We start from the raw sequence: 23,997 nt of genomic DNA, 5'->3' as shown, positions 1-23,997 counted from the left end.
GCATTGGAAATCCGGTGTCAATACTATTAAGTTTTGTCACCATTCTACATGAGTGGACCAAGAGTATCTTCAATATCAGAAATCAAAGGTACCAATATCGTTTAAACTTATGACCTGCAAAAGTAAGGAGGTTCACAAACGGCTTAAAAGGGGATTAATTCAAAAATCTTTCTTATCATCCTATCAAAGTATTCTTCTCTAAACGCATTAACCAATTTAAAAATTTTCATTGTCATGAGAAAGAGCCATACAATGTGTATGGCTCTCAAAATAACGGTTTCATTAGATAGATAATAGCATGTAAACAACCTATATTTTGATTAGGATTCTCTACAAGTTGGTCCGTTTCATTACTGAGTCCTAAGTTTTAGAGTTGTCTCATCAACTATCTCTTTAAATAAATTTACTTATCTAGACAAGTTTAATGGACGACTATTATCAATTAATACTTTTTGGGCAACAAATTCAACAAGGTTAATATCATGTTTAATGTATTTATTTTCTGATGAATAAGGTAAAATCATTTCACCATCATACCCATTAGCTTTTTTATGAACAATTCGACACCTAATGTCATATATCCGTTCACATACTTCATTAACTATGTCGTTATTTTTACCTTTTACGTTTATTGTACAAGCTGATAACTTTTTCCCATTATTCTTTTCGAAGTATTCTTTTCTTTCCACATTTTCTAATATAAACTCTCTTAAATCCATATCCTCAATACAGTGCTTAACTGTTGCCTTTAGTTGACTTCTCTCATCACCTATTTCCCCACTTCTATTAGCTTGTACTATCGAAAGAATTTTTGTTAACTTAGTATCATTATTTGGGTCAAATAAGGGGTCTTTTAATAATCTCTTTATTTTCTGTTTAGCCTCAATATTAGAATATATAGGGAAATAATATTCAATAGTTTGATAAAAACTTAAAAATTGATTAAGAGGTAAATCACTTGAATTTCTTCCATGTATATATAAACTCATAGGCTCGTTATCATATTCGTACTTTAAGATAACTGAATTTGATAATGGTGATTGAAATTCATCTACCTTCAAATGATGTCTTACTCTGTCACGTCTATTTATTCTCTCATTCCTCAATTTCATTGGGAAGTACAAATAATGGCTAATCTGAAAAAATAAAGAGTTAGATATTTTTAATAAATACTGTAATGCTTCTTCATGAGTACTAACATCTATACCTTTAATTTGAAGTGTTATCACTCTACCCATCATCCTATCAAGCGACACCATAGATTTTAAGGAAGAGAAAACGGCTAACTCTTTGGAACAATATCCAAAATTAACCTCTATATTATTCGAAGTATAAACCCTTACCATACTAATACTGGACTCATTTTCTTCATCTATTTCATTATCCTGTATTTCGTCAACATCACTTATGGATTCTTTTGTAGTGTCTTCAGCTAATAATTTGTCAAGGACCGATAATAAATTTCTTGAGAATGGGACACCTGTCTCAATTTCACATTCAATACTTTTTAAATCTTTAGACCATATCCCTTCAAACCCCTTTATTAATCGATATTTTTCAAAATTTGTATCAAATATCTCATTTATTTGTTTATTGCCATCTGATATTGATAATTTTTCTTGTTCTCTTTCCTTTGGAACATTAAAAATTAACCATTTCATATCACGCATTTGTGATTGTGATTCTTTTGTTTCAAATTCCCAATTCACACTTTTTATTTTGTTTATTAATCCCTCAAATACACTCATATTCTTCCCCCATACAATCTTTACATTTGCTGTTAAATTGCAATTGTTTTAATAAAAACATTTTATTATTCTCTTAATTCAGTATCATGGTCTTCTGAATTATTTGAGTCGGTCTGATTATTACCCAATGCGTGTGTGGTAGAGATTAGGTTTCTATATCGCTATTAGACCGCCAGTTCCAAATCAGTTTGTGTTGCTCTCAGATTAAACTCTAACTGAAGGGATAAAGAAGAAACCCTTAACAAGCCACTTCGAGCCATTAAAAGCATCTGTAAACATGTTTATTATAGAAACGTTAAACCCTTAACTTATTAACTAGACTCCTTCGCCTTCCTCTAAAGGGAATAATCGGGGTGTAATTAAATTCTTATAATTTAATAATAAAGAACTTGGAGAATTTCCAAGTCCTTTATCCTTGTTACAACCACTAGTTGGTTTACTTTTTTTAATTATGAACCAGAATGGTAAATTGATACGCCTAGAACTTCCTCCCAGAAAGTGGAGTATATCAAATCAAAAATCACGTCCTCATATTCTTCTTCAAACCTAGCTACGGTTTTTTCGTCATTTATGTTTTTCATGAAATACTCCAATTCTTTAATAGCCTTCTCTACTTTAATTATAAGAGGGTGATGATTATTTATCACCCAACCATCGTCCCATTGAATATATCCTTCATTCCCTAATCTTTCTAAGTCTACTTTTTCACTTTGTGAGTAAAAACCATTATACACCCTTTGTCTAGCATCCTTATATGATTGAAATATAACACTAGGAACAAGTCTTGGAAGTTTTCTAAGCAGCATTTGTAATTCATTTGTTTTATCTACAAAGTTCTCCCACTCATCCATATGTTGATAATCAAATTCTTTTATTTCTTCGGCATTTTTCATGCTTCTTAATGCTTCATTTTCTTTTCTAAACTTCTCTACTTCTTCTTCGCTTGACTCAAGTGCCTTCTTATATTCCTCTAGTTCTTTCATTAAGTCTTTTAACTGTTGAAGCCGAAACTATTGGTCTATCCTTCATTTTATCTATGAAAGGAGTTAAGACTTCTTTAAAAAATGATTTTGCTCGAGTATTAAATCTAGGTATATTCACCTCACCGATTCCTCTATCAATCATTGCTTGAGCCAATCTTGATAAATCATCTGTTGAGTTAATTGTTAGTGCTTGCATCCAAGTACGAAATGGAGTATCTTGAAGAGCAGTATGATTAAGTGGTGGTATGATTACTGGGACCAACCCTTTCTTATTTACCCAACTCGCTCCTAGTTCACATAAGCAGAATTGACTTTCTAAAAAGGAAGGGGTTACTAAAGGTAAGACTATACTCGCTTCATCCATCCCTTCCCGAATTTTCTCTATCCAATCTTCCCCAATTTTCAGTTCATCATCTGAGGTTAAGAAGAAGTTACTTCTTTGTAGATTGAATTGTGTTTGTAACATATCCATTAAACTTATTGCCAATTCGGCATCATTACTGGAATGACTTATAAAAATTTTGGTCAATCTAGACACACTCCTACTGTTGTTGTATTAGATAAATCCGCACATGTAAATTATACCATGTAAAAGAAAGAGAATTTAGATAATATGTCCCAATATATCTATTAACTTTCATAATGTAATATTTTTTGTCAAATAAAGAAAGAAAACATAATTTCGGCTATTTAATGCTCGCTTGTATTCCACTATTCTGCCCGTAAGTTTAAGTACATTCACAACCTATTAAAAGACGGGTTTTATTAGTATATGTAATGGTGTCGTGAAATCCGACCCATGTTTAATTATCCGCTCCTATATACAAAAAGGAGAGCCTCAATTAGAGACCCTCCTCACCAAGCACTACCATATCTAATCCCTATGAAACACTAACAACCCAGCTATTTTCTCTTCTGCTGTATCGTCCTTTGTCAACTTCCTAATAACTATATCAAGTCTCATGTGTTCCATACTTTAAAATCAACCATTCTTAAATTAAGATATAATCTTCTTTATAGCACCAATAATACCCATATGCAGATTTCTTCTTGCCATTACAACAGTTAACAATATGTTTATTTACTGGTTTTCCGAAGTAATCGTTGGCATCCTTCATAGAATTAAACTCGATTAACTCTCCACTAACCTTGTCGATACCAATGATTTCTCTTTGTACACCCTTCGCAGTTGTTTTCTTGAATACTTCATCTTCTGTCGGCTCTTCATAAAAGAACAGGTAATCTTTGTAACTATTCTTTACTCCAGTTAAGCAAGAGGATATCCTGCAACTCTTAAATCCAAGTTCATCAGAACATTCTTTGACGGAGGAATAAGTTGCGACAAAGTCACCCTTCTTCGTATAGACCCAAACATCTTTCAAGAATGTATCATGACCAAACTTCTTATCGATAAACCAATCTTGGCTTTGTTCTTCAGCAAAAAGCACATATCATTAAAGCTAAGCATTTTTCGATTTACACATTGCGAAATAGCACTAATTGATATTCCTAATCTATCAGCACATTCCCTAACAGAATTAGACTTATCGATAAACAAGCCATCTTTAGTGTATGCCCATACAGGCTTCATTCTGTCTCTGCTAGCCTCTCTTTTAGCATTAGAGCCAAACAATCTGCCTGTAAACCACTCTTTAGGTTGCTCATGATAAAACATGCAGAATCCATTACATGTGCTTGTAATCCCATTAGCACAATAAGATACACCGCTAGTGTCGACCCCTAGTTCCCTTGCACACTCAGATGCTGAACTATACTTCGCAACAAAATCTCCATCTGTTCTATAGACCCATACTGCCTTTTGTTGCACATACGAGCCAGTTTCTCCTCCAAAGGAGACATTATATCCTAGACCTGTTGATATATGACTTTGATAGGCTTTTATAGCAACGATTTCTGCATCTGAAACTTCTTCTTTACTCACAAAATTCCCCAACACTTCAAACAAGAAATTTTCTTTTCCATATTTATTTATTGCTCTACCTATCAAACTGCCCTTTTGAGACACTCTATGCTCGTACCATCTACGCTCTATGTCATTGGTTAGTCCGATGTACTTTTTGCCATTGATACCATTGGTAATTTTATAGAGATAGAACAAATGCATTTACCTCCCTCGCACTTCTTAATAATTGTCGAAACAGCACAGTTACAGTTCAACCCCTACGCTCCAATTCACAAAAAAGGAGAGCCTCAATTAAGAGACTTCTCTTATCAAATACGACTGTATTTAATCCTATGAAACACTTCAAGAGGATTGTTTGTGGAGAGTTCCCATTTAACATGCTTTCCTCCCTCAAACAGCTTCTCCCATTCCTTGCGTTTTCGTTCCTTTTCACATTGCCATTGACTTGTAAACTCACTTATCATCTCTTCTGCTATAACTTCCCTTGTCAACTCCCTAATAACTGTATCAAGTGCTATGTGTCCCATAGCTTTATCATCATACTTATCTTCATAGTCTCGAATCTCTTCCTCAATGTCTGCCATTGCTGCTATATATTCATAATTATCTTTTAAATTATAGTGCTCGGGAGGCTCAATAATTGGAATGTCTATACGTTGCTGCTGTTCTAGGTTTTCTAATGCAATCTCTTCGGGGGCTTGAATCGCTTGTTGTTGTTTGATTTGTTCTTTCTTGAGTAGTTCTTCTTGTTGTTCAATTGTATTCATGTTGGATTCGTAACAATTACGAGTCCCTTTCTGAATACTTTTCTCTTTCTCTCCCTCCGTTGGGTTTGTTTCTCCTATCAAATGTTCAAGTTCTTGACTCATAAGTAAATCATTCATATGTGATTCTGCTTTAACCTCTTCACATTCATTAACACTCATGCTGTGCAATTGGACATGAAGTTTTCTAATACAATCAACATATCCGTCACTCTCAAGTAAAGCCATATAAGGTGATTGTTCTTTCTCATTCGTATAAGCATCCTCTTCCATCTGTTGCTGAATGGATTCAGCTGCTTCTTCTTCTGACATACCCAATGCCAACAGCAACTCTTGCATACCTTCGTCAATCTTAATCGCCTTAACATCAAACTTTTTAATTAAACTGTCCTGTTTCTTTTGAGCATTTTCGACAACATAATCAAGCAACTTGCTGTGGTATGCTTGTTCGTTTTCAAGCAAATCAAATGTATCAATCTCAGAAGGATAATGTGCCATGATATACTCGTCAAATGCAAATTTGTTTATTACTTCGATTCGAAACACTTCATATATATACTGCAACTTCATTGCATCGCCTTCTGCATCTTCTACATTCTCGATATATTCAAGCCATTTAGCTTTATATGCCTTGGTACTTGGTGAGTTCTTAAACATTAGTGAATATGGTTTAGAGATTCCATGCTTTTTAAGTAACTCGTCTTCCATGTTATTGATTTCCCTTGCCATAGCTTTATTTATATCAATCGGCTCTTTGGAATCTTTCACTTTGCCTTTCCACGAGGAGATTATGCTAATCAATCCCATCCCATCGCCAGCTGCTTGGTTAAGTACGGTCTGTAATTGTCCAGTTCTTACTTTCCTTAATGTATCAGCAAGGTCTTGGAATACATTCTCTTCGCCATCCCCCATAATCCCCAATTTAATCATGAACTCTTTGTATGGCTTAAGTGCCTCAACACTGTATATGCCCTTCATGGTATCTTGCTCAGCAGGAGATATCAGTCCGAAAAAGGTAGCCCAACCATTTTTAGTCCTTGCCCGTTTGTCGATGCCTTCCATCTTACTCATGACCATGAGTGCTAGATGCATAGAATGTGCGGGTGCTTGTCCTTTATTGAATTGCCGTTTGTCTTCTTTCTTAACCTTTACTTTCCTCTTCTTATCAGTGTAGATGATTCGATGCTTACCTTTACCATCGAACATAACTTTTTCATAATAGCATTTCATTTCTTTGATGAGAGAGTTGAATTCATGAGTATTCAAATTCCCTCTATTTCTCTCCAAAGATTTGTTCTGATGTGGTTTAAACTTTTTAACTGCATTCGGTATAGTCCATTTTTTTGACACCTTTTTTACCTACTTTCGCCTTATTTTTATTAACGATATTAAAATTGAATTTCTGTGTAAGATTTGTCCCTATATAAAGACATTCTCTTAATTAGTACTTAGAGACAAATCTTACACTGTTTTTTTCCTTAGTTTCACTTTATTTTCACTAACTGTTTTGATAATTTCAGGTGGTATTTTTTTGAATTTACTGAATCGAATCCGTGCTTGTCCTGTCATTGTATAATCCTTTGGTGCCTTAGATTGACCTTTCAACTATTCACTCTTATGCTCCTTGAACTGCCTTTCAACATCCTTTGATTGTCCTGTATAACTCTTGTTAGCACTGTGTTAAAATCAGTAAACCTTGTACAATATGCCACCACTAATAATTTATTAGTGAGATAATGATACCTTCTGTTTCTCTCTGTTTTAACCGCTCCTTAGACAACGCAAAAAAGGAGCGAATCTACACACACACCACCTCGTTAGAAAGCACACTTATCCCTGCTAATATAGATATAAAATTATACCTATCCCTATGAATACGTCATAGATATACAGAATATGTGTGCCTCCTCATGAGGCGGTTGCATGTAGGCTCTCCCCTTAATGGTTAATTGGCCTATTCATTTATTACTTTCTAATATTATATTACTTTCAACAGAGTATTGCAAAAGATTTGATACATTTGAATGTAGCATGGAATAATTCACAGAAAGTGATGTGCCATCTCAAAGTATCCTTCGTTTGATTCTATAAACAACTTGTAAAAATTGTCTTTCTTATTTACCAAATATACTTCTAAAGGACTTGTAATTATCGCCTTCTCATTAACTCTTGGATTAAGCACCTCTTGCACCAGTACCCTCGATACTAAACTATTTTCAATCCTAGAATAGAGATTACAGCCATAAACAAATGTTGTAAACACGTTTAGAGATTTACTTTAGGAATACTTATTGTTGAGATACTTTTATTGGTCGAAAGCACTAAAAATCCGTCTCGTGTCGGTAGATATTTTACACCGTGTTGGTGTGGATTAGGGTGCTAACTGTACTTCTCGGAACGAGAAGGCTAAAAATGTGGAAAATAGTCCCTTCCTCATCCAACTCTAAAAAGAAGTAACCTCCTCCTTACATCTTTTAATAGCAACCTCAATCCACATGACATAATATCTCCAACAATAGATAGTTGCCATAGTTACCTACCTTCCGTAAAATAATGATATACAAATGAAGGAGTTATAGCATGCCGACTTTTCAATATGGAACTACAGCTATTGAGTATGACATCGAATATGCCGACGATAAAAAAGACGTATCTATTATTGTTGAATGGATGGAAGGCATTCGGCTAATTGCCCCAAAAAGTATTACTGATGAGCAAATTAATGAGGTTGTTCGAAAGAAAGCACCTACTATCCTCCAAAAGCTAAAAGAGGTTAATGAAATAACAGAACCACCCTTGCCAAAGGAATTTGTTAGCGGTGAAAAGTTTAAGTACCTAGGACGTAACTATCGATTAAAGGTGTATAAAGAAGAAGGACTGCCAAAAGCAAAGTTAGCCTTTATTCGGGGAAGATTTATTGCAACTGTTCCATATGGAATGGATGAGTATGAGAAGCGGAAGCAATTGATGGAGTTGTTCAGGACTTGGTATCTTGAACACGGTAAAACGAAGATACAGTCACGTTTAAAGCTGTACTGTGCTAAGATGGGTGTTACACCTAATGATGTGCAACTGAAGGAGCAGAAAATGCGTTGGGGTACTTGTACAACCGAGGGCAATATCTACTTAAACTGGCGAATCATGTTGGCACCGATGTCTATTTTAGACTATGTCTTGGTACATGAAATGGCACATTTGAGATTTATGAATCACAGCAACGATTACTGGAACTTTGTGCGCTCTATCCTACCCGATTATGAACAGCGTAAGGAATGGTTACGGATAAATGGACCTACTTTAACATTGGAATAGAAAAGCCATCCACTTGGGATGGCTCTGCTTTTATTTTACAGTAACTATGTCTGTACGAACTTCCACCTCATACTTCTTGTTCACTAAATATTTCATCCGTAAGTATGTTAATGCTTCATACACTTTTTCAAAATCTGTAATCTCTTCTGAATTTAGAGTTAAATGTGCTGGAGTTGCATAACTTTTCTTACCATTGTAACTCATTAAGATAAAGACGGCAGGACGTCGATTACCGTTCTTTTGCCAATCGACCGCTCCATAACACACATGATATTTCACGCTCCCGTCAGGATTATGGTTAGCATCAATAGTAATCTCTTCTTCAATGTTATATACTCTAAATTCGCTACTCATAAAACATCTCCCCTTTTATCAAATCCAAAAAGAGGCATCTATGCTTTTAGATACCTCCTTTTACCTATCAATAATACTATTCAACGTTATCCTAGTTATTTCCTGTAATGTACCGCAGCTAAATCAATTAGTTGTTGTGTCAAGCTTTCTAATTTATCTTTTGGACAAGGACTTACACGTAGTTGCTTCTTTAATTTCTTACGTATTTCACGTTTTACATCTTCCTTATTCGTCCATTCCACAACCACTTCTTGCTGAATAATATCTGTAATAAGATGCGTCAATGCTTTTAAATCCTCTACATCATCATATGAAGGCATTTCTTTCTCCAGCATCTGATAAAACGGATATTGCTCACGAGTGAAGCCTTGTTCTTCACCCTTTTGCGCTGTACTTCGCATATCATTCACCAAGTTACGGTATTCCTCTAGCAACTCATCAATGTCCATTTGACGGTCTCTGCGCCGCTGAAGCAACTCTTCAAGCCGCTCTTTTAAGGATGTATAGTACACAGGGTTTTCTTCCAACTTGACCCGTATTTCATGGCGAATAGCGTGTTCCATTTCAGCAGCTTTACCTTCAGGTGTCTTCGTTTCCTCTATCTGTTTTTCAAATCGATTCGAAAGAATATCAATTGGCTCGTGAACAACATCAATACCCACTGCCGCAAGATGCTCCTCTATAAGTTGTTTGACCTTTTCTCCGCAGTCACTAATATCCATCCCATCAATACGATAACGAGACTTTGCCGCTTGTCGTACTTTTCCTAAGAATTTTAAATCCGCTATATAATCATGTGCCTTTGGACTTGGCATGACCATATCCATGCTTTCTGAGAATCGTTTAAACGCTGTATCAAATTCATTTCGTACATCTTCTGGCTCTAGTATTTGTAAGCATGCTTCTAGGTTATCTTTATTGATATAATCGAAAAAGCGCATAGCAGAGCGGTGGCGAGATTGAAGTCTAGGTATTTCAGTATCAATATTCTGTAATGCCCCTTGAACATCTTCTTCATTGAAGATATGAAGCGCTTGCTCTAGGAATCTTGAAACCCCGTAGTAATCGACAATTAAACCATATGTCTTTTTATCATACGTACGGTTTGTACGAGCAATAGCTTGTAAAAGATTATGTTCTTTAATCGGTTTATCTAAATACATAACCTGTTCGATTGGAGCATCAAAGCCTGTCAGGAGTTTGTCACAAACGATTATAAAACATAACTTGTCCTCTGACATTGGCTTCTTAAATCTAGCAATGATTTCTTTTTCTTCATCTTTTGAAATGTGATGCTTTTGAAGATGCTCCTTGTCATTATGTCCCGCTGACATAATAACCTTGGATTCATAGTTGCTAAGTTCATCCAACATCTCTTTATATATTACTGCCGCTTCCCGACTTATCGCTACAACCTGCGCTTTAAAGCCATTAGGCTGAATGTGAGTTTCATAATGTTCAATCATGTCCAACACAATACGTTTAATCCGTTTTCGAGAAGATATAATTGCTCCTTCCGTTACATACTTCTTTTTTATACGTTCTCGGTCTTCCTCTTTATACTCACGGAATTGTCGTTCAAAAAGTTCGTCTAACGAATCTCCCTGTACATGAAGGTCAACCATTCTTGCTTCATAGAAAATAGGTACTGTTGCTCCATCCTCAACCGCTTGTTCAATGGTGTATTTGTCTATGTATGGTCCAAATGCACGCTTAGTACTCTTATCTTCTTTATCAATCGGCGTACCTGTAAAAGCTAAATAACAAGCGTTAGGCATGGCACTTTTCATTATGGTCGCAAGTCCCCCATATTGAGAACGATGAGATTCATCAATCATGACAAAGATATTTTCAGCAGTTGATAGATTCTTGAATTCCTTTGTCTCAGTATCTTCTTGAAATTTTTGAACTAATGTCATGATGGTAGAACCTGTACCTTGCTGAAGCAACTTTCTTAATTGAACAACTGATTCTGCTTGTTGTGGATTTGGAAAACCACAGCGACGAAACGTGTTTGCTATTTGGTCATCTAAGTCTTTTCTGTCCGTGACAACAACGATAGTAGGATTTTTCAGTTCTTTTATACGTCGTAGCTTTACCGCAAGATAAACCATTGTTAGCGATTTTCCACTTCCCTGTGTATGCCAAACAACACCACCACGCTGTATTTTGTCCTCAGCACATATAATACGGTCAATTGCTTTGTTCACAGCACGGAACTGTTGGTAACGAGCAAGCTTTTTAATTGTACGACCTTCTACTGGCTCATAGACAATGAAGTTACGAATTAAATCCAGTAGATTCTCCCTTGTTAGCATTCCTGCTGTTAATACATCCTGTGGAGTTGGGCAAACCCCAAGTTCTGCGACCGTTCTCGGATATGGGTCTTTCCATTCTCCATAATGTTGAACTTTTGCACCAATCGTTCCTGCTTTGGCACGGTCATTACTTGTCACAATCATAAATTGATTGTAATGAAATAACTGTTCATGGGAAGTTTGGTAGCGGCTAAGCTGGCGTGTTCCTTCCCCAATTTGTTCATTTGGAGGCAGCATCGGACTTTTGCATTCAACAATGACAAGCGGTAATCCATTTATAAAAATAATAAGGTCAGGGCGAATGTTACCTTGAGCATTACTGATAGTAAATTGGTCTACCACAAGGAATTTGTTATTTTCAGGTCTTTCGAAATCAATAAGCTTCACTGTTTGATTCTTCTTCCCTTTGCCAAGGTCTTGTTGAACAGAAATCATGTTGACTATCATTTCATGGAACTTTTGATTCGCTTCCATTAAGCTGGTCGATTCAATATGGGTGATAGAGCGTATGACCTTTGCTAGGTTAGTATCAGAAAGCCAAGGATTTAGCTGTAAAATAGCTTTTCGTAAGCGCTCTTTTAATACGACTTCCCCTCGTGTTTCCCTTTCTATATCGAGAGAAGGACCATGAAGATGCTCATAGTCCCATTCTTGTAATTGTTTAATCATGCGATTTTCAACAAGCTGCTTCTCATTCCATTTTGCGGAGGATGTCATACTTGTGTCACCTCAGCTTCATCGACCTTTACACGGACTTTGCCTGTAAGGAGGGATTGCATTAGTCCTTTTTTCATATCTTGTAAATATTTAACACATCGTGCTTCTTTGTTAGCTTTTTTATCTATCTCTTTTAAAATGTTAGCTATTTGAACTTGTTCAGTTATTGGTGGAAGAGGTATTTGAATATCCTCTATCTGTTTTGAACTTACGTTAGGTGGGTCTGTTCCCATAATTTTCAGTTGTATTTCCTTCACAAAAAAAGAATTTCTTGCAAGTTGGTAAAAAAACTGTCTATCAATCATACTTGTAAGATGAAATCTACAAACTCGTTGATTCAATAATGCAGGTATATCTGATGACTTAATAACTGCTATTTTTAACTCATTATTTAAGATAGGACGAGTCATTGCCATGACGATATCATCCTCTTTTAACACATATTCGTTATATTTCTCTTCGTATTTCTCTGGGAGAAAAGATTCCTCTCCCCATTTAATATCACCAATACCTACATTTGCAATTTTCAGCCACCTAATCCCCTCTTGTTTAGCATCGCTACTTTTGAAGGCATAACCACCCTGTACCTTTGCAACGTTCCCCAAGCTAACTATTTCCCACACCTCAGGAATCTCACCAATTTCCGTTTTCTTAAACTTTGTATGACCGATTCCTCTTGTAAGAAGTTGCTGCATTAATCCTTTTTTCACTTTTCCCATTTGTTCAATAACAGCTTGTGTTTTTTCGATGGCTTCATCTACAGAAGAAAGAATGGATGCAATTTTAAACTGGTCTTCCTTTGGAGCAAAATCTACTTCTAATTCATATATCGGCTTTTGTGATACTTGAGGTTGACCAGATTGACTCCTAAGTCTCCCCAAGTCGCTATAGCTTAAGAGATAATACAAGTACTTTAAGTTAGTACCTTTAGTAACAGATTTTGTATAGAGAGCGTTATCTGTAATCCAAGACATATCTTCAGTGAGATATACTGAACCACAGTATTCTCCAACTCTTCCTATAACTATGACACGTTCGTTAACAAGACTTTTATCTGTGTATCCATTTATACCATTACCACCGTAAACAGGAACTTGAAATGGCTCTGAGAATTGATGGAGGTTTTGCTTTGTTTTAGATTTTCCACTGGTTAAAGATAATATCTCTCCTAGTTTTATCTTTTGCCACTTACTCACCATAACCCAACTCCTTCAAGTATCCATACATCACCGTTTCAATCTCTTCACGTTCTTTTTCTAACTGACGGAGTTCAGCTAATGCAACGGCTACATCAATTTGCTCTTCCTCTTCCGTTTTATCGATGAAACGAGTAATGTTTAGGCTATATTGATTTTCACGTACTTCTTCAATACTTACAGCACGACAATACTTCTCCACTTCTTCATATTCGTCGTATGCTTTTACAATCTTTTCAATGTCTAGGTCACGTAATGTATTTTGTTTTTTTCCTTCTTGATAGTCTTGAGAGCCGTCTAAGAAGAAAATTTTATTTTTACGCTCTTCTGTCTTGTTACGATTAAGAACTAAGACACAAGCTGGGATACCTGTTCCATAGAACAAGTTCGAAGGTAAGCCAATCACTGCTTCAATTAAGTCTTCTTCGATAATACCCTTACGGATTGTTCCTTCTGCCGCACTACGGAATAGAACACCATGAGGCATAACAACTCCTGCTTTTCCTTCGTGGTTTAATGTGGCAACCATGTGTTGAATGAATCCAAAGTCACCGGCTGTTTTTGGTGGCAAACCAAAGCGGAAACGACCATATTCGTCACTTTCTGCCTCTTCACGTCCCCAGTTCTTTAAGCTGAATGGTGGGTTAGCAATAACCCGGTCATATAGGATTAGTTCACCTTCCTCTAGTAACTTTGGCTCACGAATTGTATCTCCTTTTTCAATACGATGGTCGCTTAATCCGTGTAAAAGTAGATTCATTTTACAAATAGCCCATGTATTAAGATTTCTTTCCTGCCCATGTAGAACTAGGTTTCGTGGATTTCCACCTTTTCCTTTGATATAGTCTACGGATTGAATAAGCATTCCACCAGAACCAGCAGTCGGGTCACATACACGCATTCCTTCTTCTGGCTTGATAAGCTTTACAATCAGTTCTACTACTTTACTCGGTGTGTAGAACTCTCCACCCTTTTTCCCTGCATCGTCTGCGAACTGTTTAATAAGATACTCATACGCTCGACCAAGCATGTCAGGTTCAGATAAACTCTCATTACTTAAGTCTATTTTGGAAAAGTGCTGCAGCAATTGTAGTAGAAGGTTATCAGGCAGCTTCTCTTTATCGTTAAAGTCAATTGTTGCAAGTACACCTTGTAGCGATACATTTTCTTCTTCTAGTTTTTCAAACGCCTTATTAATGGCATCTCCAATGTCTTCTGTTTTAGAGCGGATATCTTCCCATCTTGCTCCTTCTGGAACGAAGAATTGATGCTCGTCACGGTCGTACCAACCGTAGTCATCTTCTTCCTCCTCTTCAATACGTTTTGCAGTTTCCACAAATACGTCATTCAGCCGCTTTAAAAACAATAAACCAAATATGTAGTTTTTGTAATCAGAGGAGTCGATACTTCCTCGTAATATGTTCGCTGATTCCCATAAGTGGGATTCCAATTGTGGTAACGTTAATTTCTCCATGTTGTTTCCTCCGTGTATCTATATCAATTTATGTTAATGAAAAAGTTAGCTACTTTCTACTATAGCAAAAGACCCACCCTACAACTAGACTTCCCCTAAACATTCCAAGCATATGGATTAAATTGTACATACAAAAAGTACTGAGAAACTTTCTAACCCAGTACCTAATAAAAGCAATATTTCATTAGTTACTTGTGCCAAGAACTTTCAATTCCAATTTAGAGCATAAATAAATGAAGATAGCAGCAACATTCGTATCGTATCATACTCATATACAGTGGCGTGTGAGTTAGGGTGCTGTATCCTGTTCCCATGGTAGAAGCACTATAATATGTCGAAAATAGCCCCCTCTATACAAAAAAGGGCTGAGTCACCTCATCCCTTACAAAATTTACACTAATTCATTATCATGTGTTCATTAGAGGACTTGTCTTAATTGCTGTTTCAATAATCCTTACATCATCCAATGATTATAAATAACGGTTTTGAATAGCTGTTGTTACACGTTATTTTTTTGCCGAACCTATCATTTGTGGGTTTACAGGAATTTTACTGATATCTGCAAGAAACTTCTTACAATCCCTTCTAGAACTACCGTTACTCCAGAAATTCGTGACCTGCTGAACTGTACCTAACGAATACTCTCCAAATGACGCTGTTTCTTTTGCCACTAATAAAGGTGTTAAATCTGTTGTCTTTACGGAAAGTAAAGTACTCAAACCTATATTTAGTGTTTTTGCTCCTAAAGGAATAAATTCTGATACTATCATTCGTATTGTTTCTTTTAAGGAATACATTGAATCGATGAAGGCTTGTTCCTCAAATTCCGAATTCTCAACTCTACTATAAAAAGACTGTAATTCTCGATGAAATGCTCTAATTTTTTGTTTGTAACCTTTACTATTCCTTATGCTAATTACAGACATAATATCTATACCACTTATATCTACTGGTAATTTAAGAGAGATAACATTGGTAACAGCATTAAAATAGGGTTGATTCGTTGCTTTTTTCTTTCCTAGCAACAATGCCGTTCTGTTCATTTTCTCCTCATCAGTTATAACTGGTATATTATTCTCTTCTGATATGTAATGCGCCAAAATAGTCATATAGATTTTGGCTAATTCCTCTGGTATATTTATTCCGAATTCGGATTCATGACCAATCTTATTGTCTATACAGTAATCAAAAAAGGCTGAGGAATATTTTTCATGAAATAATTCTACCGTATGATTGTTCTCATTCCTCCAATTTTCTAAGAGAAACTCATCCTCAAGAATATCTTTAAACCAACGAGGATTTTGAAGAATGGCATCTATCTCTTTTAATGCACCAATAGTTGCAGCAATGCCATCCATAGGTTTTGGACGATAATCCTTAATTAAGTCTGTCTCTTCCCTAGCAATTTTAAATGCGTTATCTCCTAAAACCTTAACTCCACTTGTAGGAATAATTGGACGTAACTCCTCCATGTATAATATAGCAAATTTCAACCAATTCTCGTCCTTAACTTCAAAATAGGGATAATATAGTAGCCTTTTCATATTTACCTCCGTACTTCTCACCATATTTTTAAATTTATTAGCCCTTTCTAGTATACCGTAAGCTACATACTCTTATGACCCTAGCTAACTATAACTTAAATAAATGTAGTTAATTTGCACATTCTACCTCACTTAAAACTACCTTATTATACCATAATGCAATCATTTTCTGAACAATTGTATCTTTATGATAGAGTGCCTAGACGAAAGTGTTTTCGAGCAAAGTAGAGCGTAAAGTATGAGGTCTACACCTCCTCTTCTTCTACAAATCTCTCATCCAACCAATTGCTTTAGAAGTCGAAACTTTGCCTTTATTAACATCCTCTGCTCTCTACATTCTCCTTTTATGGTAAAATATATCCAAGGAAACCATCACAGCTGATAGAGCAACATCTTAATTAGGAGGTTGTTCTTACTGTGACTGGAAGTATAACTAAAAATAAACAAACAGGAAAATGGGATTTCGTCTTTAATGGTGGAATAGACCCTTTAACTGGTAAGCGTAAGCAAATCAAGCGGAGAGGTTTTGAATCCAAACGTCATGCCATGGATGAGATGACTAAACTAAAAGCGGAAATACTAGAGAATGAGTTTCTTGATTTAACAAAGATGACTTATTCCAGATATATGGAAGAGTGGTTTGAAGAAAGGAAGAACCGTCTACAAAAGACGACCTTTGAAATTCACTCCATCTATTATCGAAACGTCATAAAACCTAGACTCGGTCATCTAAAGGTGCATCAGATTGCTCCAATTCAGCTTCAAAAGTTTATAAACGACTTAGTAAATGACACAAGCTATTCAAAACATACTATCCATCTCATTTTCCGAATCGTTAGTGCATCACTGAAAAAGGCTAAAATTTTGAAGCTTATTAAGGATAATCCTGCTAATGGAATTACCCTTCCAAAGATAAAGAGAAAAGAAATAAGCGTTTGGTCGCTGGAACAAGTCAATTACTTTATCAATGAAGCCAAAGGCGTAAAACGATTAACCCGCTGTTACATCGGATTCCTAATGTCAATCCTTACAGGAATGAGACAAGGAGAGATTTTAGGTCTTCGTTGGAAAGATATTGACATTGAAGCACAAATAATCTTTGTAAGGCAGACGCTTACACAGAACGCAGAGATTAAGGCTGGAGCAAAGAATGAAGCGAGTGTCCGTTCCATTCACATCCCCAGTAAATTAGTGGACGAGTTAAGAACTCATAAGAAACAAGTCTTGGAGGAAAAGCTATTACTTGGCTCAAGCTATTGTCAGCTTGACCTAGTTATCTGCACAAAAAGCGGAAAGCCCATGATACCAAGAAACTTTCGCAAAGAGTTCTATAATTTAACCGAGAAGATTGGACTACCAAAAATACGCTTCCATGACCTTAGGCATACACATGCTACCATCTTGATTCAACAAAATGTAAATGTAAAGCTTATCTCGGAACGGTTAGGTCATGCAGATATTCAAACTACGCTAAATACTTATAGTCATGTCCTACCAGATATGCAGAAATCTGTCTCAGATAAATTAGAAAAAATCATCGGTATGTGACCAATTTAGTGACCACTCCCACTCCACAGTACCTTAAATGTAGTCATAGCAATGTTTCAGCTACCTTCTATCCCTATATGCCCGAAGAAGGAATGGTCGAAGAAGGCGAACTGAAAATCCATCAGGCCTCACATGCCCGCTACTTCGAGGACTTCTTGAAATTCGTCGAATATGGCGAATCGATGCCGGAAATCATGAAAAACCAGGTCATCCATATGGTCCATGAACATGTATCCGCTCAATTCGAAGAAAACAGTGACGAACTGCACAAATTCGAACAGGACCTCGAAATCTGGGAAACAAGCGATAAACGAGAAATCCAGGAACGCCTTGAAACCCACCAAGTCGTCGAAGCCACAGCCCAGATTGTCGAGCATACACCTGAAGCCGAACTGCGAATGAAGCTTGGTAGTACATCCGTCAAAGGACTGTTAGCTGATTTTGGCGAAAGCATCCATTTAGGGAAGATTAATGGGAAGTATGTATTAATGATTGAAGCCGATACAATAGAGTTCGATAAAGGTGTTTCCCCGATTGAGTTTCATAGGCCTGATGATTTGATGGAGATTGTGGAGAAGATTAGTAGGAAGGTTTGAGGGATTTTATACGTGTATTTTGAACATTGTGTGACCACTAATATATAAGAAAACAGCGATACAAAGGTTTTCTCGGCAATATTAGTGACCGAAAGTGTGCCGCTAAATTGACAAAAATGGCTCTTATTCCTGTTTAAAGGTTTCCTAAAGGATTACTAACATAAAGAGAGAATGCATTATGAAATAGCATTCTCTTTTTATATTTATACTTCAATTCAATGGATAGAAGAAGGAAAGCGTAAAACTATAAGAGTTAATGTATATGAGCGCAATCCTATTGCTCGCAAGCATTGTATGGAACATTATTGGCCGAGGTTAGTAAACTATGCGCGATATTTGCGTAAATTGTTCCTTTGTACACTGAATGAGGATTTTGTGCTCCTCGCCTTCTTCGTCGATTAAATAAATGTAAGCGTTTGAAGTTTCTTTTTTCATTGCTCGGAATGCTACATCAGTGATTACACCGACTGAACCCACAAGAGCAGTACTTAAAATCGTGCTGCTTTTAGGTTTACCGACGTTTCGACTTTCACCATGTTCCCACTCAATCCGTGAAAGTTTGAAGTGTTTTTGTCCAAATGCAGTTGTAACCTTGACCTCGCCTGGCTGCCTCCTCTTCATTATAGTCATTCTGTTAACGCTTTCTTTACCTTCGACATTATCAGTTAATACGTGACCGCCTGCCAATACGCTGACTTGAATCCGCGGTTTAATGACCTGTTTCCAAAATCCCATAAAAGCACCGTCCCTTTTCCTTTTGTCTTATAATTATATGTACGCATCCGCCTACGAATGGGTTCATTCCTCGTAGGCTTCGCATTTATTTCGTTAACCGTTAAATGTCTTCGTTTCTTCGGAAAGAATGATCCCGTAATCTGACCGAAGTTCATAACTAGCGTGCCGATAATAAGATTCCGCGTCTGCTCGTCGCCGTAAAACACAAATAAGGCCGCCGACAAAACGATCAGCAGTCCGAAGGAAAAGAGGTATTGGAATTTAATCCGCTTGATAATAGTCATCATTAGAACATCACCGCCCAAGTCTTCCGCCAACGATACCGTCAGCCGAAAGCTTCTTGCGTTTCTGATACGCCTTGACCGCTGCCGACGTCCCTTTTCCGTAAATACCGTCAGGCTTAATGCCGACCGCACGCTGGATCCGCTCAACGTCCTTACCTTTAGCCGATTTCGATAACCTTCCCCGGATACTTGACGATAGAGGCTGTTGGTTTCGCCGCAGGTTTAGCCACGGGTTTCTGCTACGTTTTTTTCACCTAACCACATGTTCATTTTTTCATTGATCCATGATGAAGCATCCATAGCAGCCATAATCACACCCAAACTTTGTGGGTCAAATAAAATCTTCTTTAATTGCTGGATATCTTCTAGAATAAAATCAAATAAATCTGATCCTGATTTCGTTTGGATGTTTTGTTTTAACTCTTCTATCGATGTTTGACTACTCTTAATCAAATCAGAAACGATTGTCGGATCGTTTTCGATTTGTGCTTGAAAACCCGCAGACGACATACCTTTATTGCTTTTACTGGGACTCAGTTCTTTTTTATCATTTGGTAACGATTTAATAAAACCTCCTCGCTCTACTATGGTCATGAGTGCGTCCTTTATGAGCGGATCGGATTGTCCCAAGGTATCTATTATCGTTTTTCTGCTGACAGGCGAGGCCAGATTATGCGTGACATCAACAAATAACCTTCCACCAGCTTTAAACCGGGGTCCAAAAGAGGTTAACTGGAATAAAGACATTCCCAATGGTTTCATGGGGTTGTCGAATACCAATCGAACGATTGGCTGCTTCTTTAAGTGCTCGTATCTTCTTTAAGCCTATACTGCGTTTTACCACTTGTCTTAAGGAAAGTAAAAGCTCTTCATCCGTATAATTTATAAGTTCATGTGGCAAAGCTTCTAGCTTTAGAAAATGAATAGCTGCCTTGCCTTCCCAACTTTTGAACACCGTCAAAAATTCGGGAAAGTAACGATCAAGCCAGTTATGAACTTGTCCCTGAACGACCTGTAAATCAACGTTGAGAAGATCGCGAAGTTTTTTGGCCACTCGGAGTTCTGCATAAATTCCTCGTGGAATTGTTGGTTCGGCGTATCTTCCGTCTTTGACTAACTGTGCGATGACTTTTGCATCTTTCACGTCATTCTTTGTAGGTGAATTATCGTCTAATTCTTTACTTCGTTTAACATGTAGTGGATTGACAGATACGAACTTAATATTATTCTCTTTTAGAAAATGAGCTAGATTTAACCAGTAGTGACCGGTTGGCTCCATGCCTACAATCACTTGATTTAACTTACACCCTTTAACAAGTTGGGTAATCCAATCTAGAAACGAATGAAATCCTGCTTTCGTATTTTCAAAGAAACACGTTTTACCTAGTTCCAATCCTCTAAAATCTTGTGCTCTCGCGACATGATTGTGCTTGGCTATATCTACTCCGACAATTAAGGTTTCAGAAGTAATTTGAGAGATTTTATGATTTTGGTTATAATTCATTGTGAGACCTCCAAATAGATGTATTGTCCTTTTTAGCTGGGCAGCTCAGGACACATTCATCTTATCAAGAGGTCTTTTTTCGTTCAAACTTCATTTTCAGTTAATACAGGAATGCTGCCCCTTTAGTTCCATAAGAAACTCCAATGGCGGCGCTCCTCGCCGCCACCATCTACTACGAAAATCTACACTCAAAAATAGAGTCTAACCCATTAACCCCTTGACGATAATGGATGATAACAATACAACCAGGCTGAGCTTTTTTTGGTGGATCTTAAGGAAGATACCCTGTATAAGAAACTGGTTGTGACAGTATGGAAGAACCATTTAGTGTACTGCTAGTACGTATACAAAATTTTTTGTAACAAATCTCCTGTCATATGTATTGTTAATCTTTTTTTGAGGTGATTCTCCTATGGAAGCAATGATTGAACGGTGTGCTGGCCTAGATGTACACCAAGAAACAGTAGTAGCCTGTGTATTATTTGGTCCATTAGATAAAAAGCCAAAAATCTCTATTGAAACGTTTTCGACTACAACAACAGGACTCTTGGCTTTAAGTGATTGGTTAACTACCCTTCAGGTATCCGATGTTGTGATGGAAAGTACCGGAGTCTACTGGAAACCAATATGGAATATACTCGAAGGATCTTTTCACCTTGTTCTTGCCAATGCCAGGCATGTCAAAAATGTTCCAGGGCGTAAAACTGATGTAAAAGATGCCGAATGGCTTGCCAAGCTTCTAAGATGCGGACTTATTGAAAGCAATTTTGTCCCACCAGAGGATATTCGTGATTTACGAGATCTTACTCGTTATCGAAAAAAATTGATTCATCCTCGCACATCTGAGCAGAATCGCATTCACAAAATTCTTCAAGATGCTAATATCAAGCTAACATCCGTTCTATCAGACATTTTTGGTGTATCGGGACGCCGTATACTTGAAGCCATTCTAAACGGTGAAAAAATAGAGACCGATGGTCTTCGAAAAATGGTGGATTGGCGAACAAAAGCAAGTATTACTGACATTGCCCATGCAATTAATGGCCGTATTCGCCGTCATCATCGTGATATGTTGCGTTACCATTGGGAGCATATGGGTTATTTAGAAGAAACCATAGAAGAATTAGAAAAACAAATTGATCAACTCCTGTCCCCTTATCGTAAGGAAGTAGAATTATTGGATGGTATACCTGGTGTGAACAAAGCTGCGGCAGCTACTTTTATTGCGGAGATGGGTGTTGATATGTCCGTATTTAAGTCAGCTAAACATCTTGCCTCTTGGGCTGGTGTGAGTCCTGGAAATTACGAAAGTGCTGGTAAAAAAAAAACGAGTAAAACCACACAAGGAAATAAAGCTTTAAAAACGATGGCCGTAGAATGTGTATTAGCGACATCAAGGCAAAATAATCGAATTGCTTCACATCGAAAAAGGATTACCAAACGACAGGGAAAAATGAAGGGACTAATCGCTTCTGCCCATTTACTAGTAACGATTGCTTACAACATCTTAAAAACAGGAGAACCTTATCATGAACTAGGCTCAAATTACCTTGAAGAAAAACAAAACAACAAAGAATTAAAAATGATCGAATACCTAAAAAAGAAAGGCTATACAATTGCTCCATCTGAACAACAAACTGCATAACCAGTTAAAATAACGCAATAGTACATTTACCCCCATCAAAAAAATAATGAGAATATGGAGGGTTTATTTTAGCATGGCTTTTTTACTAATGTATTTCCATACAAAAAGGAGCTCTGATCAGCTCCTGGTAATGAAGTAAAGCACCTTTTACTTTACGTGTGATTCTTCACAAATTAATTAGCTATATAAAAAAAGCGTTCCTTCATAATAAAAAACTACGCACTTTTTAGTTCTGAAAAGTTACATTCTCTATTTTCCTTCAATAGTATTCTCAATAAACCAAACAATAAAATAATCAATGTAATTCAACACCTCGTCCAAAGTTGGAAGCTTTTGTTGAAGAAATACACACTCGATTTTCTTAAAGTATTCTTCGTTTGGAAAATAATGCATAAGAATCAAAAGATTCTCTTGAATATTTGTAGACCAACTTTCGTCTCTTTCAGCTACATAGCAATATGCTCCTCTTACAATACGTTTTAATATCGATAGTAATTTATAGTTGTCAACTTCTTTTTCAAGTATTTCTTTACGATAGCCTATGAGTGTATCGATAAGATCTTGATTTAATGCCTTGCAGATATGGAAATTTGGCTTCATCTTAGGAAAGCCCAAGGATAAATCCTCTCCATAAATACAAGTACAGATGTGTCTCAACCAAAATCCCCAAAAATATTGGCTATTTTCCTGAAATACATCTGCTGTAATCCCAATATCGTAATCCACTTTAGGTACAATAGGATTGTCACTAATAAATATTTCCGTTTTCTCAGCTAAAAGTACTTTTTCTTGAAGTGAGAATGGTGACGTCAATATTACTGATAAATCGATATCTGAAGTACCTACCACAGCCTCCCCTCGACCTACACTGCCATAGAGATATATACTATGTAATTTTGTTCCTACACATTTTTTTAAAATCTCAACAACTTGAATTAGAAGTTCTTGGTATACACTATCAATTTTATCTAACGAGGTTTTGTTCAAGATATATCCTTCATTATCTACATCTATTCTTGTTGGAAACTTCACATCAATACCTCCTTTATGCAGTTTTGAATTAGCATTTTTAGTAATTGAAAACATATTGTTAGTATTTTATATTCTAAGGTACTCTTTTTCTATTGAAAATTAAAGTCACTCCAACAAAAACAAACAATTATATTGGAGTATTTATTGATTGGATTCATTCAGTTATACACAGCTTTTTATAAAACTATCCTGCCCCTTTAGTTCCATAAGAAACTCCTATGGCGGCGCTCCTCGCCGCCACCATCTACTACGAAAATCTACACTCAAAATTAGAGTCTAACCCATTAACCCCTTGACGATAATGGATGATAACAATACA

18 protein-coding genes and 3 pseudogenes are annotated in these 23,997 nt (G+C 36.6%); 4 read left to right on the top strand and 17 right to left on the bottom strand.

Annotated features, from left to right (window positions below; genetic code table 11):
* Window positions 1-407: 407 nt before the first annotated feature.
* The 7 genes from ABIE66_RS13130 to ABIE66_RS13100 form a co-directional block, all read right to left on the bottom strand.
* On the bottom strand, window positions 408-1,748 hold the full coding sequence (locus ABIE66_RS13130; RefSeq protein WP_370015003.1) for a hypothetical protein: 1,341 nt from the start codon (window positions 1,746-1,748) through the stop codon (window positions 408-410).
* 449 nt (window positions 1,749-2,197) lie between these two features.
* Window positions 2,198-2,731: a hypothetical protein gene (locus tag ABIE66_RS13125; protein WP_370015002.1), complete on the bottom strand. Its 534-nt coding sequence runs from the start codon at window positions 2,729-2,731 to the stop codon at window positions 2,198-2,200.
* Window positions 2,709-3,260, bottom strand: a complete 552-nt coding sequence (locus ABIE66_RS13120; RefSeq protein ID WP_370015001.1) for a toll/interleukin-1 receptor domain-containing protein — start codon at window positions 3,258-3,260, stop codon at window positions 2,709-2,711. Before ABIE66_RS13120 ends, ABIE66_RS13125 begins: the two co-directional genes overlap by 23 nt.
* 463 nt (window positions 3,261-3,723) lie before the next feature.
* On the bottom strand, window positions 3,724-4,113 hold the full coding sequence (locus tag ABIE66_RS13115; RefSeq protein WP_370015000.1) for an NUMOD1 domain-containing DNA-binding protein: 390 nt from the start codon (window positions 4,111-4,113) through the stop codon (window positions 3,724-3,726).
* The gene (locus ABIE66_RS13110; protein WP_370014999.1) at window positions 4,110-4,850 is read right to left on the bottom strand and encodes an NUMOD1 domain-containing DNA-binding protein; all 741 of its coding nucleotides are present in this window, start codon (window positions 4,848-4,850) and stop codon (window positions 4,110-4,112) included. The genes ABIE66_RS13115 and ABIE66_RS13110 overlap by 4 nt, the downstream gene beginning before the upstream one ends.
* A 113-nt stretch (window positions 4,851-4,963) precedes the next feature.
* The gene (locus ABIE66_RS13105; protein WP_370014998.1) at window positions 4,964-6,769 is read right to left on the bottom strand and encodes a hypothetical protein; all 1,806 of its coding nucleotides are present in this window, start codon (window positions 6,767-6,769) and stop codon (window positions 4,964-4,966) included.
* Between the two features lie 111 nt (window positions 6,770-6,880).
* The gene (locus ABIE66_RS13100) at window positions 6,881-7,024 is read right to left on the bottom strand and encodes a hypothetical protein (RefSeq protein ID WP_370014997.1); all 144 of its coding nucleotides are present in this window, start codon (window positions 7,022-7,024) and stop codon (window positions 6,881-6,883) included.
* A 975-nt stretch (window positions 7,025-7,999) separates the two neighbouring features.
* On the opposite strand from ABIE66_RS13100, the gene ABIE66_RS13095 reads away from it, so the two are divergent.
* A complete protein-coding gene (locus tag ABIE66_RS13095) occupies window positions 8,000-8,731 on the top strand; it encodes a M48 family metallopeptidase (protein ID WP_370014996.1) in 732 nt (243 codons plus the stop codon).
* Between the two features lie 30 nt (window positions 8,732-8,761).
* Here ABIE66_RS13095 and ABIE66_RS13090 read toward each other — a convergent pair whose 3' ends face one another.
* The 5 genes from ABIE66_RS13090 to ABIE66_RS13070 form a co-directional block, all read right to left on the bottom strand.
* Window positions 8,762-9,085, bottom strand: a complete 324-nt coding sequence (locus tag ABIE66_RS13090) for a hypothetical protein (protein ID WP_370014995.1) — start codon at window positions 9,083-9,085, stop codon at window positions 8,762-8,764.
* A gap of 95 nt (window positions 9,086-9,180) precedes the next feature.
* Window positions 9,181-12,120 (bottom strand): type I restriction endonuclease subunit R, encoded by a 2,940-nt coding sequence (locus tag ABIE66_RS13085; RefSeq protein ID WP_370014993.1) that lies wholly within the window; start codon window positions 12,118-12,120, stop codon window positions 9,181-9,183.
* A complete protein-coding gene (locus ABIE66_RS13080; RefSeq protein ID WP_370014992.1) occupies window positions 12,117-13,316 on the bottom strand; it encodes a restriction endonuclease subunit S in 1,200 nt (399 codons plus the stop codon). The genes ABIE66_RS13085 and ABIE66_RS13080 overlap by 4 nt, the downstream gene beginning before the upstream one ends.
* On the bottom strand, window positions 13,309-14,790 hold the full coding sequence (locus ABIE66_RS13075) for a type I restriction-modification system subunit M (protein ID WP_370014990.1): 1,482 nt from the start codon (window positions 14,788-14,790) through the stop codon (window positions 13,309-13,311). Before ABIE66_RS13075 ends, ABIE66_RS13080 begins: the two co-directional genes overlap by 8 nt.
* A 506-nt stretch (window positions 14,791-15,296) precedes the next feature.
* Window positions 15,297-16,262, bottom strand: coding sequence for a hypothetical protein (locus ABIE66_RS13070; RefSeq protein WP_370014989.1), 966 nt, complete (start codon window positions 16,260-16,262; stop codon window positions 15,297-15,299).
* A 489-nt stretch (window positions 16,263-16,751) separates the two neighbouring features.
* Here ABIE66_RS13070 and ABIE66_RS13065 point away from each other — a divergent pair, with 489 nt between their 5' ends.
* Window positions 16,752-17,882, top strand: coding sequence for a site-specific integrase (locus tag ABIE66_RS13065; RefSeq protein ID WP_370014988.1), 1,131 nt, complete (start codon window positions 16,752-16,754; stop codon window positions 17,880-17,882).
* A gap of 50 nt (window positions 17,883-17,932) precedes the next feature.
* Window positions 17,933-18,478: pseudogene (locus ABIE66_RS13060) on the top strand (DUF3898 domain-containing protein); the annotation flags it as partial.
* A 315-nt stretch (window positions 18,479-18,793) separates the two neighbouring features.
* Here ABIE66_RS13060 and ABIE66_RS13055 read toward each other — a convergent pair.
* The 4 genes and pseudogenes from ABIE66_RS13055 to ABIE66_RS13040 form a co-directional block, all read right to left on the bottom strand.
* Window positions 18,794-19,108: a hypothetical protein gene (locus ABIE66_RS13055; protein ID WP_370014987.1), complete on the bottom strand. Its 315-nt coding sequence runs from the start codon at window positions 19,106-19,108 to the stop codon at window positions 18,794-18,796.
* Window positions 19,109-19,507: 399 nt separating this feature from the next.
* Window positions 19,508-19,603, bottom strand: a complete 96-nt coding sequence (locus ABIE66_RS13050) for a peptidoglycan-binding domain-containing protein (protein ID WP_353957943.1) — start codon at window positions 19,601-19,603, stop codon at window positions 19,508-19,510.
* Between the two features lie 125 nt (window positions 19,604-19,728).
* A pseudogene (locus ABIE66_RS13045) lies at window positions 19,729-20,265 on the bottom strand (phosphoenolpyruvate synthase); the annotation flags it as partial.
* A pseudogene (locus ABIE66_RS13040) lies at window positions 20,255-21,001 on the bottom strand (IS110 family transposase); the annotation flags it as partial. The pseudogenes ABIE66_RS13040 and ABIE66_RS13045, both read right to left, overlap by 11 nt.
* Window positions 21,002-21,413: 412 nt before the next feature.
* Here ABIE66_RS13040 and ABIE66_RS13035 point away from each other — a divergent pair.
* Entirely contained in the window at window positions 21,414-22,646 is a 1,233-nt protein-coding gene (locus tag ABIE66_RS13035) for an IS110 family RNA-guided transposase (protein ID WP_370014986.1), read from the top strand.
* Between the two features lie 249 nt (window positions 22,647-22,895).
* On the opposite strand, the gene ABIE66_RS13030 is transcribed toward ABIE66_RS13035, so the two are convergent.
* Window positions 22,896-23,732: a nucleotidyltransferase domain-containing protein gene (locus ABIE66_RS13030; protein WP_370014985.1), complete on the bottom strand. Its 837-nt coding sequence runs from the start codon at window positions 23,730-23,732 to the stop codon at window positions 22,896-22,898.
* Window positions 23,733-23,997: the final 265 nt, after the last annotated feature.

This window comes from Peribacillus sp. B2I2, from assembly GCF_041261685.1.
Lineage (GTDB): Bacteria > Bacillota > Bacilli > Bacillales > DSM-1321 > Peribacillus.
The sequence above is the reverse complement of the archived record's forward strand: the minus strand, read 5'-3'. Positions and strand labels throughout refer to the sequence as shown.

Excerpts from the sequence above, each read along its gene's own strand:
- ABIE66_RS13090 (WP_370014995.1), bottom strand. The coding sequence starts at position 9,085 with ATGAGTAGCGAATTTAGAGTATATAACATTGAAGAAGAGATTACTATT.
- ABIE66_RS13075 (WP_370014990.1), bottom strand. The coding sequence starts at position 14,790 with ATGGAGAAATTAACGTTACCACAATTGGAATCCCACTTATGGGAATCA.
- ABIE66_RS13070 (WP_370014989.1), bottom strand. The coding sequence starts at position 16,262 with ATGGAGGAGTTACGTCCAATTATTCCTACAAGTGGAGTTAAGGTTTTA.
- ABIE66_RS13085 (WP_370014993.1), bottom strand. The coding sequence starts at position 12,120 with ATGACATCCTCCGCAAAATGGAATGAGAAGCAGCTTGTTGAAAATCGC.
- ABIE66_RS13030 (WP_370014985.1), bottom strand. The coding sequence starts at position 23,732 with ATGTTTTCAATTACTAAAAATGCTAATTCAAAACTGCATAAAGGAGGT.
- ABIE66_RS13130 (WP_370015003.1), bottom strand. The coding sequence starts at position 1,748 with ATGAGTGTATTTGAGGGATTAATAAACAAAATAAAAAGTGTGAATTGG.
- ABIE66_RS13055 (WP_370014987.1), bottom strand. The coding sequence starts at position 19,108 with ATGACTATAATGAAGAGGAGGCAGCCAGGCGAGGTCAAGGTTACAACT.
- ABIE66_RS13095 (WP_370014996.1), top strand. The coding sequence starts at position 8,000 with ATGCCGACTTTTCAATATGGAACTACAGCTATTGAGTATGACATCGAA.
- ABIE66_RS13125 (WP_370015002.1), bottom strand. The coding sequence starts at position 2,731 with ATGAAAGAACTAGAGGAATATAAGAAGGCACTTGAGTCAAGCGAAGAA.
- ABIE66_RS13035 (WP_370014986.1), top strand. The coding sequence starts at position 21,414 with ATGGAAGCAATGATTGAACGGTGTGCTGGCCTAGATGTACACCAAGAA.